Below are 13977 nucleotides of genomic sequence, written 5' to 3'. Positions count from 1 at the left end.
TTCTTCGTTTTTCTTCTTCTTGCGATGAGTGACAGATGAGTGACAGATGAGTGCAAGATGAGTGCAAGATGAGTGCAGATGTGTGAGCGATGTGTGAAAGGAGGAGGCACACTGAAGGCGAGAAGCGTGCAAGAGGAAAAGAGGAGAAAGGCTGTTGCCCTACTTTCGAAACGTAGCAAGGAAAAGGAAACTTGAGAGGAACTATTTTTCACAACACGCAGACACACTCCTCCCTCTCTCAACGAGTGAGAAAAAAACGACATTTCTGCAATGAGAAAAGCAGCCGGAAAGAGAACTAAAATTGCGGTAAGATTTTTATACTATTTTTCAATGGTCTTAGATTGTCAAAGAACGCTTCGGAACGGGATATTGCTTCGTTCACACCACAAAGATACAACATTCTCCCTACTCCTGCCAAACATTTCCCCTCCCTTTTCCCACATTTTCTTCCCTCTCCGTCCGCATCCTTATTGCGTCAGCCAGCAGCCTTATTCTATCCCCCAACACCCTTATTCCGTCAGCCAGCGCAATAAGGATATTTTTCATAAAAGGAAAGGTGCGGGAGTTATATTCTTGAAACTTTTCTTGTACCATTTTCAGAGAAGAAAAGCAACTTCTCCGTATATTTGCAAAAAGAAAGGCCTGCTTGAATTATTGGCAGAAAATACATAAACGACTAAAAAACAACAAACTAAAAAACATTCACTCACATGAATAAAAACCTCTTTTTGATGCTCCTGCTCGTGATAGGATTCGTTTCCTGCTCGGAAGAAAACAGCAATGGAGTTCAAGGCGTTCCGTTCCAAGAGAGGGAGAACGGAAAATGGAGTATGATTTCTACGGACAACGGAGAAGTGATTTTTTCCAATGAATTTAAAACCCCAATCACCATGGCCGTTGAGGGCCGTTTCATGACGAAAAACGGAAAAGATTTGTGGGAAATTTACACGGCCGAAAAGAAGCCAAAGAAGATAGGCAAAGAGTATGTGTGGGCCACGTGTTTCCATGATGGCCGCGCTTTAGTGACAGAGCCCAACAAGCCTGTATCCATCATCGACAAGGAGGGCCAGACCGTAAAAGTGCTCGACAAAATCGACAATCAGATTGTGACAGGCGTAGAAGATTTTTCGGAGGGCTACGCAGTCTATAAAACAGCGGGGGACTATTGTGGTGTGATCAATGCGGACGGAAAGTCGGTGATCCCAGCAAAGTATTGCAACATATACAACTGTAGCGATGGGAAATTTGTTGCCATCGACAAGAAATATGAAAAGAACTTTCGAGGTGAAGACGATTCAGATTATTTTTTCACGGTTCTAAACACTTCGGGAAAAAAACTCTGCGACATACAAAGATCCAAATATGAATGGATTGGAGGATTCTTTCAGAGCGGCCTGTTGGACATTTCTGTAAGAAGAAACGGAAAAGAATGCTGGGGACTCATCAATGAGAAAGGAGAAGAGGTAGTAAGACCCACAGAAAAGATTCAAGGTATCGAAGACATCCAGGGGGACAAATTTGTTTACAAACACGATGAGAAATATGGCCTTATGAACTTGAAGGGAGAAACCCTTCTTCGCCCTAAATATGACCTTCTAAGATTAGATGGCGACAATCTAATGGCCAGCATAGATGCGGGAAAAGAGGAAGAAGAATACAGCTACAGTTTTATTGATGAAAAGGGGGAAAAACTTTTCAATAAAGAATTTCCTGAAGCCTTCACTTTCCGCTATTTCGGAGGGAAGTACACCGTTGTGATGATAGCTGACAACAAGTTTGCTCTCATCGACCAGAAGGGGAAAGCCGTGGAAAAGCAACCCAAAATGTGGGATGTAAACTTTAATACAGGGGATAGCTACATACAGAGCGATTCCATGGACATTGATGCCTTTATGGTCGCATTGGGTATTATCCCAAATGGGGTTGACGGACTTACATTCAACACCCCTGTTCAAAAGATTGTGGCTCATTATGCGAAAAATTCCGACAAAGGCGATGCAGAACACCCGGGCACAGATCCCTACTGGTACGATGTGATGGAGGAGTTGAACTACACAAAAGTGTTTAACTCTATCCCCGTGACCATCAGCATCAGTTTCCCTTCTGAAATCAGCCAGCGAATCTACACCGCAGAAGAAATTGATGAAGAAAATGAAACGTGCGCAGGAAGTTCTACGAGCTACGTCTTCAACGACATCAAACCCTCTTCCTTTAGTTTCGACATAAATCTCTCCAACGTCAAACAAAACAAGGTGATATATCTCTACCAAAAAATATGCGCTAAATTCAAGCAGATGGGGCGCATCGTGAAAGAGAACTCCAATGCCACGATCTTTACCATGAACAATGGTTGCACGGCAATTATCGTGAAAGACGAAGAAGGCATCTCTGCCACTTGGGGAAAGAACATCGACCTCTCAAGATTCGACACGGTTAAATACTAAAAAAAGAAAAGGCAGCCTCATATCTGATTAAAACATTTTCCAGACAGCAATAATATTCATACAATAGAGAGGGAATGTCAACATAGGCATTCTCTCTTTTATTGGGTAAAAACAAATAAAGCAACGAGCCAATGCCTTTCGGCATTGGCTCGCTATGAATAGGAGGAAAAGACTATCGGATGATGGTCTTCTTCCCACCGATGATATAGATGCCGGGCAAGAGTCCTTTGAGGGATTCGCCTGCCTTACGAACACAGATGCCGGCAAGGTTGTAGACATCGTACTTGCCTGCAGTTTCACACTCGTCGATGCCTGTTGGGGTATCACCGAAAACGAGTCCCATGCGGGTGGGATTGTTTCCTGTGAGGTGGAAATAGCCGCGGAAACGCCCCATCGGAACATTGGCTGCTGCATCAACATAGTAGACCATATCAGAACTGATGTAGTAGTAGCCATCATTACGTGGTAATACCAGCGGGCTGTAAGTGCCGAGGAAAGCTACATTCTGCTGAACATCCTGTGGCTGACTCGTGGGAGCAACCACCGTGGTTGATTCAATACTATAGAAGGAAGTGCGTGTGGACTTTTCTCCAACACTACTATTGTTGAGACTTCCCACTTGTATGAGATACGGCACGTTGGCTTCCATATTATTGACGATGGAGAAACGCATGTATCCATTGCTAACACCTGTCAGACGGGCCACTACTGTTCCCGTTCCAAAGACATTCGCTGGATTTTGAACAGGACACGGCAAGCAGATAGTGTTCCAAGAATTTTTACGGAACGTGCGTTTGAGTGTCACATTGGCTAGTTCGATGCTGACGGGAAGATATTCGGCATCCTCCAGCATCAGAACGCCTTGTGGCGTGCAGTTCTTGAACACAACATCAACATTGATATCCTTATCAACAGTCAGTTGCGTTTCGTCGGCCTTCACTGTATCGCCTTCAACAACAAAACCAATGAGTGAATAGCCCTCGTTAGCTGTTGCTTTGATATTGACCACTGAACCATAGTCGTAAACTCCCGATCCACAACTCGTAGTGCCTTCTTCGGCCTTGCAGTTCACTCGCAGTTTGTAGGTCTTGGGCTTAAAGACTGCCACAATCTTCTCATCGCGACGAAGTGCATAGTGGAGCGGATTTTCGGACGAGATACGCGTGAAATCTTTTTCCGAACGGGCTGCTGTTGGAGCTTTACTCTTCATTGGGCGAATGCCGCTGCCAGAATTCTGTCCTGAGGATTCCGTTCCCCAATAGTCGAATTCATGCCCCTCACCAGGATTAGCGGTAAGAGTGATTTCATCGCCATATCCCATAGAGCCTTCGCTGGAGTTTTCGGAGCTACTTACTGTTCCTGCTGCTTCACTCGGCCATGCTGAGATATTATAATGCACGAGACCATCCTTGAAGAGCATCCAGCGTACTTGCTGCCCCTCATAACCCCAGAAGCCTTCACGGTCGCGGATACTGTCAGTGTTGACACTCAGCATATAGAATCCGTTCTTCGTCAGGGAGCTGGTGTTGAGGGTGAAAGTAGAATCGTTTTTAGCAGCAATGGGGATCTCAGTGTTCAACTTTGTCCCTTCATACCGCAGTTCGATATCGGCACGTGTAAAGGAAGAAGCATCCACTGGTTTGTTGAAATAAACCGTCAGTTGGTCGATGGGCTTTTCGGCCAGTTGGTCATCGGCTGGAACTGTTCGGATACTGTCAACCACTAATCGCTTCTCTGGTGTAGGCTCAAAGGTAATGACATAGGTCATTGATACGGGGCTACCAGCGTAAGCTACAAGATGGAGGCGATTGTCTCGAACAGGATCGAAGCCATCTTGCATCGTATAGCGAGTTTGCCAGAAATTCTGTGGATCAACATCTTCTCCCGTGGTCTGATTCCTAACACTAACAATCTTTCCTAAACTCTGTGTCGGATCAGGTACAGCAGTATAGAACCATCCCTTTTGCGGCACTGTTAGCTTGAGTTCGAATTTAGAATTTCCGAGACTTTTGAGTGTCGACATATCAGAGACTGGATCAACTGGTTCGTTTGTTCCATCGGAGAGATAGATGCGATCAGGCTGTGAGAGTTCATCTTCCTCATCGTTGACCACCCATCCGCGCCGTTTCTGCGTGCCGACAGAGGCGTTGACGCTATGAATGAGTTCGTGGATAGTTACACGATCCAACAGGCTCAAATCTGGATTTCCATAGCTCGTCACATGGCTGGCGTTCACGTTGTATCCTGTGAAGTGTCCAAGGAGCGAACTTGTCAGGTACCACGTTGCATAAGACGAGGAGTCAGGTGCAATGTTACCAAAGTCTGTAGCAATAGTAGAATCAAGGGCAAGTGCTTGCGGCTGCCCATTAAGGCTGGAAGCTACGATGGCAAAGTTTACATTCTGTCCTTTCGCATTTTCCACCACCTTAGGTTGTTCCTTTAATATACGCACATTGGTGGCCTCTCCTCTACCCTTATTATGGATGAGCACGGAGAATTCTGCCGGCACAACAGGTTCTACAACATCTTTTGTTAGCGGATTATCGCCATAGATATCACGCTGCATAAAGTAGGTAAGGTCGAGTTCGGGTGAAGGTTTCACTTGTAGCTTGACAGGCCAGAGGTTTCGCGAACGACTTTCGCCATCGGCCGTGAAATTCAGTGTTCCACCAAAAGAGTAAGTGGTTACCGTATCGGGAGCTGCATACTTCGTAGGTATAAAGAGTATTGTGGCCACACCTTTCGACTTTCCGCCCAATGTCCACGGCCCTTCCAATGCGCCTGCAAAGCCCGTAATCTTCTCGAAGTTGATCTGCATCTCATGAGATGTAGCCAATTCGCCAAGGAGGTTTGTGGCCGTGACTTTCAGATCAATGTCTTTCAATTCGGTTTCCATGCTGTTTTCAATGGTCAGCGTCCCGCGGAAAGCTTGGCGCGTAAGCACGAGTTTTTGGTCGATTTCGAGCTTTACTTTCGCACAAGTATTAGCGGACTGATTGTCGAAAAATTCCTGTTTGTCCCTATTGGCACTCTTTACAAGTTCTTCCCAGCTGGCAAAGCCTAAATCTACCATAGCTTGTTGGCAAGAATCGAGATGAGCGGTGTACTTATCGAGAATGGTTCGATGCATGTAGTTGTCACTGGTGGCCGCCAAGCCATCAGCTATACGGAAATTATTCTTTATGCGATCCACATAGTGGCGTAGGCGGAAACCCTGTATGTTGGCAACACCATTGGGCATCAATCCCGTCAACTCTGCTTCCAGAGAAGTTTCCGACTGCCCAGGTTGAGCATAGAGAGGAATCTTCAGCGTGTCGACTTGTTCGAGCTTACCCTGAGCGTGTTGTGCCATCAATACAGAATCGATACGATGCAGAGAAGTGGCCAACTGAGGTGTCAAGATATTTAAGATGGAGGTTGTCCCGGAGAACTCATCATAAATAAGACTCGATGTTTTCAGATAGTCGACATAGGGATATGCTTTCTTAGTGTAGGCTCTGAGCTGTTCTGGCATTTCAGGCTTCCCAGAAGGAGCTTTTCGTTCCTGACGAATAAAGGAATTATTATAAATGCCTTTGACACAATTGAGATATTCATCGTAAGGCATTGCTTTTTTTACAAGTTCTGCTAAACAACTGAGGGTTTCCCAATTTCCGCTAAGAATACCATAAGCCATCGCAGAATCTCCTGAGGCTATTGATTGTCCTGTAGCAAAGCATGATTCATACGGAATATCGAAAGGAATACATTCCAACATAGTACAGAGAAGCTTTGCCATACTTTCTACGGAACTTTCAGAGCCAGAAGAATAGCCAGCAGAGGGTAAGTCTTCAGGATTGATTCCTATAAGGTCGGCAGGATCTACATTGTCATTAGAGACATAACCAGCTGTGCTTCCCGGTTTTTTCTTTCCTGTACACTTATATTGATCTGCTGACAGCATCATGATATTTGCTACCCATGCTACTTTCATGTTTTCTCCACAAGGCCATTCATAATTAACCTGTATGCTGGTGGAACAAGGAATGTTATTTTCTACTGGTGCTTGTCGACGCGTGCCAGAAGACGGTGTAGCGTGTGTGACGCGTACAGGAATTGTCTTGCTTTGTCCTGCGCCAAGGGTGATACCGAACACTTCCATCAGTGGCTGGAACGTGAAGCCGTTAACCTTGGGAAGATTTACTCTCACATTCTGAGCTGCGATAAGACCATCGTTACGGAGAAGAATATTGAAAAGCGTTGCACGCCCTTTTTCAATACGATCAAGTGCTACGGTGTCGGGCAGCGTCATGCGCACTACGGGAACAGGCACTTGCGTTTCATAGACCAAAGTGGGCACAATACTATATTCGTCCTCCACTTCTGTTTCTTCCACATCCCAAGTCACGGAAATAGCTTGATAGGAAATTGTAGCCAGAAGTTCTGTTGTTTCTCCTGGACTGACAAGAATGTTTTGCTGATGGTTGCCATGCTTGTCGGCCGTGACATAAAGGCTGTAATACCCTTCATTCAGATTGTCGAAATTGACGCGACCATCGGCATCAGTCTTTCCCTCAACGATAAGAGCTCCTGTGTTGACATCTTTTATCTGTACAGAAGCATTTTCTACATAGGGATGTTCTCCTTCTTTATTACCATAGATGGTATTCTCATCGCGCACACGAACATGGAAGTTTCCTTTGCTTTCGCTCACCACTTTAACATTGAAATGAACGGTTATTCCATTACCGTTAGCACAATTGATGGCAAAACTACCTTTTTGGATAGCGTTGATATCTTTATTGCCAGCTGTGAAGCGAAGCATAACAGTTGTGCTCTCGCCTTTCTTGAGCGACGGAACATCTTGTGGTGTCACAAGACTGATAAAGGATGAAAGCCCCTCGGGAAGAACTATTTTGATGCGTCCCGTCTCGGCTAATCCCGTATTAGATAGTTGGACAGGATAGGTGCGACTCTGATCCTTAGTTACGCTTGTCGTAATATTATCGATATTAGCCACCAATTTAGCGTGGTGCTCACGGGTGTAACAATAGAGCGTGAGCGGAAGTGTTGCTCCTTCTTCGGAAGTTAGTTTCAGCTCTACGCGTTCCCAAGACCTACCGACAGTTCTTTTCTGTCCTGTCAGCGTGTATTGGAATGCTACCGTATTGCTGCCAGACAATTCTGCAATAGGCGTCATTTCCAGCAGATACTCTCCCGCATTAGATGTTATGGTAGGCGTAATATTATGGAGAGACAGACCTGTCATATTCTTTAGCATAATAGAGCCCTGATAGGGTTCTCCCTTGAACACTTCATGCTTGAGGAAATCCTTTGAGGTGCGTTCGAAGCCATAAACATTGAACGTACCCATCTCGTCCGTGAGTTTCTCTCCTGGAATACATACACCATAGCTGAACGAACCACGATAGCCTGTTGGCAAAACATAATTAGTTTCATAGTGTCCAGAAGCATCAGTCTGCACTTCAAGAGCTTGTCTGTCACCATTGAAGATAATATACGGCTCAACGCGCAACTGATTGACATCGCCTGCCCCACTCTTCATTGCTTGTCCTGTCAAGCGGATAGTGTCACCTTCATTATAAACAGCCTTATCGGCAGCAATAGTAAATGTATAGAGAGAAAGAACTTTCAAATCGGCCGCTTCTGACTTGTTGTTGAGATACAGTAGTTCAACAACTTTCTTTCCACTGTTCACCACGGCCGTAATCCGGTAGTCACCCGGCACGTCGGAAGCACGGAAGTGCATCGTCAGCTCGCGTTCAGAAGCAACAGGCAGAGCTTCAGGCAGCGGCATGCTACTGATTTCCTTCCCATCCTGCAGCAGTTGTATGATAACGCCTGCTGGCAATGGAGCAGCACCAATATTCTTCAGCAGTATGGTGGCATCAACGTTGCTTCCTGCATCCACCTGAGTCTTGGAAAGACTCAGGGTACCAAAAGCTGCATCGGGCAGAGTGCGGTCGGAAATCAACATCCAGCAAGAACCTGTACTAAATCCGTTGGCCGTAGCAGTCACGCTAACTGTTCGATCGCCTTCTTGAACACCATTGGCAAGTGCTTTGAAGGTAACAGTGACAGAAGATTGTCCTGCGGGAATCGTTACGCTGGACGGCAGTTCCACATCGGTTCCATCACTTTTCAGCTCTACCGTAAGTGGCGAAGACGTTTCTGTGTTGCGCCTTACGGTTAAGCGAGTGCCCGACTCATCGCCTTCCAACACTGTCGGTTTGGAGGTTGTAACAGAAAGCATCGGGCCGTCATCATCCGTAATCAGAATAGAATCGGAAACAGCACCTTGCTTGTCGCCGATAGCATCACAGTCGCAATCTGTCATATAAACAGCTGCACGAATATGTACCATTCGGTCGCCTTCCTTGTTGTTATTGTCGACCACACCGAGCGGGAAGTGTGCCGTAGTTGTTCCCGGCGGCAACGTAAGCGTTCTTACAGAATAGTAAATATCGCCCTGACTGTCATCGGAAAGCTTCACGGTGATTTTATTGTCCGTCACCTCGCTACGCGTCACCGTACCATAAATGGCTTGTGGTCCAGCATTCTCGCCGACAGTCTTCGGAGTCAGCGTGAGGGAAATAGCAGGCATATCATTATCGTGAAGCAGGAAAAGAACATTTGCTGGAGTATAGCGTTTGGCAGTAGCCGTTAGCTTCACAGTAATGTCATTTGCCGGTAGTTTGTCATCAAGAACCTTGATATCAAAATTAGCCGTTGTAGCCCCTTCGGCAAAAATTACACGCCGAGGAATCGAGAAACGTTCCTGATTTTCAATTGCAAGATTTACGGTAAGTAGTCCGCTAAATAGACGTTCTGCTGTTAGCGTACCATGGATAATATCACCCTCATTATAATCCTGCTTGTCAAGCGTCAACGTAAGGGATGCGAGTTCATCCTCCTCTATGTGAAGCGTATCGCGAACCATTCCATAGCCGTTATTGAGTTCGGAGTTCACGATTAGCAGCATGACATCGTCAGGACTTACAATATCGTCATTAACAGGCTGAACTCCTATATAGGCTCTACTGGTTCCTCGAACAAAAGTAACCTTACCTTCGTCCATCAGTCGCAGACGACCTTCATTTCCGTTGCGATCCGTCACTTTTACTTTGAATGTTTCGGAAAAGGAGATATCACCAGTGCGTCGTAGTTCACAAGCGTAGACACTCGTGCTATTTTCGGGGATCGGTTTCTGATACGGTGTAAGTACAAGATACTTCTTCACGTAAAGCGAGTAATTGTCTGCCGCTGCAGTGTTATTGCCTTGATCGAGAGTTATCTCGCCGCAATCAGCAGCTGGCAGTATCTGTACGATAGGACGAACGTTACCATTGATAGCGGGAAACTCGTCTAACTGTAGCTGCAAAGAACGATTCACAGAAGCACCTTTGGCCAATACTCCCTCATAGGAAGTCATGCCTACATACACTTTGGTTCCATCTTCATTCTGGAGAAAGATTTTCTCCGTCCAGCCAGCAGCGGCAATAGAATCACCTTGGTTTCGAACCGTCCAATTAAAATCGAGAAGATCTTTCGGTGAGGCCTGTGTTTGTGCCACTTTCACATCTGTAGGAACAAGGTCTGGGCGTGGTACTAACTTCACCGTAATAACTCCATCCTTACTACCTGTTGCCACATTCTTTCCGTCACGATCGCTCAGTATGACATTGTGGAGCTTCACGTTGAGTTTTTTACCATTTTCTAAGTTTTCAGGCAGTTTCACAGAGAATGTAGCCAACGCTCCTGAACTTCCTATCAGTTCATTATTGTTAGCACTATAAATAATTACACGATAAGCAAAATCTGAATGGTATTTATAAAAACTCAGCTTTGTTACGGTCATTTCATGCCCCTTTAAGCGAGAAGGGAGCAAGGAGTCGGCCACCGAATGATAAGGCAGCTGAATGTCGAATTGAACAGCCACCACATTGCTGGTGTTCTCCATTTCCACCGGAATGTCGAGACGCTTTCCGGCGGCGTAGTCCATGTCGGGCACTTGCAGAATATTTGTCTGCGCCTGTACCACAAGAGAGCAGAGCATCAGCACTACGAAACTGAAAAAATGTCGGATATTCATAGTCTTATTTTATTTTTTTCTTATAACTTGTAACTTATCACTTAGCTCTCGTCACCTTGTATGTTCGGTTTCCGAGACGAAGCACATAAGTGCCCTTTGGAAGAGAGGTAAAGTGTTCAATATGTGGCTGCCCTTGATAGAGCAAACGGCCGTCAAGAGCATAGATACATAGCACTGTGTCCCCTGAAGCGTCAGCAAAGAGACGGTCTATCTCATTTTGTGAAATCTGATTCAATCCCGTTAGCGTTGAAGCAACGACGGCATCAAGACGTTTAGCATCCAAATTGGTTAATATAACCTTAGACACTGTAGTTCCAGCCGGAAGTTGAACAAAGAGGTCGTGCTGTCCGGGCTGTAGTGTCTGCCCACTGAAAGAATAGAGCAAAACGCGAAGCCCTTCTTCCGTCTGTCGGCAAGCCATCTTCATACCACTAACCGCAGAAGCTTTGCGAAGCTCGTCGGAACTAACACCTTGCAGAGAGAGCTGGATACCCGCCACTTCTTCCGCGTTGACAAGACGGAGCGTGTTACCCTCTATAGCAACTACATTGCAAGCCACTGTGGGTGCAGCAAAGTAAGGACGCGACGGATGCGGCTCTTCGCCCTTCCAGTCCAAAATACGATTGACAGTAACTACTGCATCGCGCACGTCTATCTCTTTGTCCTCATTGGTATCACCCGTCATATAATTGAAAGGAAATTGAGATGAAGAGCTCTCATGAGCACAATAATATATGAGAGATTGCAAATCGATAAGATCCACATTTCTGTCCATATTCACATCACCATCAATCCAGTCCAAGGAGAAATAAAATGGCACATAAGGAGAACCAGTGCAACAAAACGGTTGTGGCGTATTCCGAGGCACTTTAGCAAATTGGTCACTACCAACTTTAAATTTGTCTATGGAAGAGTCGTAAATGAAAGCCGATGGATTAACCATAAGTACAGGTTCATTTTCGTCAAGTATAGTGTAATGATATATTTTATTTTTACGGAAGTTATCCCGACTATAGTCCTGCTTCTCATGATCATAAGTTTGCAGTGTGCTAATTATGGGCTCAAAAGGAGTACCGAGAGCTACCTGCACAACAGGACAAGAATCGGAGACTACAGGGGTTTGTGTATTGGGATCAATAAACTGCCACGAATAATCCAACTCTCTGATCGAAGAATGGATAGGTACAGAAATAGCAGTCAGTTGATTATAGTCGACATAAAGTTTCTCCAGAGCAGGAAAACTATTAGCAAAAGGAGACAAGTCGCCCGTCAGCTGATTGCAAGAGAGAGCTATTGTTTTCAGTACAGGACTGACATTTTGTTCCTTACCTTCCAGCACTTTATTGATACTCCCCCTCAGTTCTCCGTTAGTCAATTCAAGACGAGTCAGTGTAGGCAGCGTGAAGAGTTCTGCAAAGATTTCTCCGCGCAGTTCGGTGTTGTACAACACTATTTCAGTGATATGATCGCCATCCGTTGTCACACCATGCCACTTTCCCTCAAAGCGATCCGGAGAGGAGAGATCCCACTGGTTAGTCCAGTTTTTCCCATCCAATCGGTCATAAATCATCTTGAGCAGTGCAAAATCGACTGCGGCAAGCGTATCGCCCCCAACTGTCACACCGCGAATTTCCTTGAAATCTCTCCACACATCAGTAGCACGGTAAATACTATCACAGCCAGAGGGCACTTCAAGCACACATTTTTTCCGATACGACATACAAGTAGAAGCATCATATTCTGACATCGGTATCGGTTTTGAAACAAAGATGCGGAGCAACTGAAGAGAGTCACATTGGGAAAAGAAATTAAACTTAGCTCCATTCTTATAGACAATATTACGCCCCATAAAGGCTTTGCGTAAAGACTTATTGTTTGCAAAAGCTTCATTGCCGACTTCTGTAACGGAATCAGGAATCTCCACTTCTTTTAAGGCACAATTATCGAAAGCTCTCCATCCTATTTTCTTTAGTGTTTCTGGAAAGCTAACACTGTAGAGGTTTTTGCATTCTGCAAAAGCACTACTTTTAATCTCTGTTACCCCTAATGGAATATCAAAAGTTGAGAGTGTATCACATTGGTAGAAAGTCTTAGAAGGTATCTCCTTCTGATCTGCAGGCCAAACAACCTTTGTTAGCCGCTGACATTTATTAAAGACCTTATCGTAAAATGTTTTAATTCCTTCGGGAAGTTCCACAATGCGCACGCCACTTTCTTCAAAAGCACCAGGTCCCAGAATCTGAACTCCTCTGGGGATGCTGATACTATCAAGTGCGGAAGTTCCTGAAAAAGCATAAGAACCTATGTTGGTAAGTCCCAAAGGCAATTCCGTTATTTGTAGTTTTTTGCAATGTAAGAAAGCACCACTAGATATCTCGCTGATTCCATTGGGCAGATCTATATGTTCCAATTCGATGCAATCTGAAAAAGCATTACGCCCAATCGTTTTAATTCCCGCATGCATCACCACTTCGGTCAATACCGGACATTTATATACAAAATAATCAGGAACTGCCGTCAACGCTGTTGGCACATTGATATGTTCCAGCTTCGAGCATTTTCCAAAAACTCCAATTTCTATCGTATTTATCTGATCTGGAAGTTCCACGCGTTGTAGTCCTGTTTGGCTAAAACAATCTTTTTGAAGCGTAGTCAGTTTCGGATAAGCAGAAAAGTCAAACGACTTCAAGTTCTCACAATATATAAATGCGTCTGTCCCGATAGTCGTCAATTCTGATGACAGATTGACTGTCTCTAATTTTTTACATCCTAAAAACGTACCTTTGGGTATCTCCGTTATTGATACAGGAAGAGTAATAGAGCGCAAACTGTCACAACTAAAGAAAACTTCATCCCCCAGTGTGGAAAGACCTTCTGGGATACTAATATCTGTTAGGTGAGAACATTTGTAGAAAGCCTCCTGCTCAATTGTTTTTAATGTGGAAGGAAGTGTCACCTTTGTCAGTAGCCTACATGCCATGAAAGCACCTTGAGAAATCTGTTCCACTCCTTCTTCTATGATTAGCTCGGGTATTTTCACACAGTTTTCAAATGCATAAAAACATATATTCGTTACCGTACCGGGAATCGTGATAGGAGATGACAGATTACCACAATTAGAAAAAGCTCTATTTTCAAGCACCTCTAAGCGAGAAGGCAACGTCACACGCTCCAAATTTTTACAATGTTCGAAAGTCTCTCTATTAATTACTTTCAGAGCATCGGGCAACTTCACATTTTGCAGATTTTCGCATTTCGAAAAAGCTTCTTGACCAATAGAATTTACAGAGTTAGGAATATCTATTCCTGCCAAGCTGATACAAGAGGTAAAAGCTCCTTTACCTATCTCTTTAAGAGTTGGGTTCAATACAACGCCAGGCAAACTACCACATCCTGAGAAAGCTCCTTCACCAATTTCTTCAACATGAGCAGGAATATCAA

The 13977-nt window shown here is 44.8% G+C and carries 4 protein-coding genes; 2 read left to right on the top strand and 2 right to left on the bottom strand.

Annotated elements, in window-relative coordinates:
• Positions 1 to 270: 270 nt before the first annotated feature.
• The gene (locus FHS60_RS04310) at positions 271 to 672 is read left to right on the top strand and encodes a hypothetical protein (RefSeq protein WP_183695512.1); all 402 of its coding nucleotides are present in this window, start codon (positions 271 to 273) and stop codon (positions 670 to 672) included.
• Positions 673 to 710: 38 nt separating this feature from the next.
• On the top strand, positions 711 to 2444 hold the full coding sequence (locus FHS60_RS04305) for a WG repeat-containing protein (RefSeq protein ID WP_183695509.1): 1734 nt from the start codon (positions 711 to 713) through the stop codon (positions 2442 to 2444).
• Between the two features lie 172 nt (positions 2445 to 2616).
• On the opposite strand, the gene FHS60_RS04300 is transcribed toward FHS60_RS04305, so the two are convergent.
• Both FHS60_RS04300 and FHS60_RS04295 read right to left on the bottom strand, forming a co-directional pair.
• Complete coding sequence (locus FHS60_RS04300) at positions 2617 to 10536, bottom strand: InlB B-repeat-containing protein (protein WP_183695505.1); 7920 nt, start codon at positions 10534 to 10536, stop codon at positions 2617 to 2619.
• Between the two features lie 37 nt (positions 10537 to 10573).
• A complete protein-coding gene (locus FHS60_RS04295) occupies positions 10574 to 13972 on the bottom strand; it encodes a leucine-rich repeat protein (protein ID WP_338081918.1) in 3399 nt (1132 codons plus the stop codon).
• Positions 13973 to 13977 lie beyond the last annotated feature (5 nt).

It is taken from the genome of Alloprevotella rava (genome assembly GCF_014195585.1).
Taxonomy (GTDB): domain Bacteria; phylum Bacteroidota; class Bacteroidia; order Bacteroidales; family Bacteroidaceae; genus Alloprevotella; species Alloprevotella rava.
Note: the sequence above shows the minus strand (reverse complement) of the source record. Positions and strands in the feature narration are given on the sequence as shown.

Coding starts and splice junctions, on each gene's coding strand:
- FHS60_RS04310 (WP_183695512.1), top strand. CDS start 271: ATGAGAAAAGCAGCCGGAAAGAGAACTAAAATTGCGGTAAGATTTTTA.
- FHS60_RS04305 (WP_183695509.1), top strand. CDS start 711: ATGAATAAAAACCTCTTTTTGATGCTCCTGCTCGTGATAGGATTCGTT.
- FHS60_RS04300 (WP_183695505.1), bottom strand. CDS start 10,536: ATGAATATCCGACATTTTTTCAGTTTCGTAGTGCTGATGCTCTGCTCT.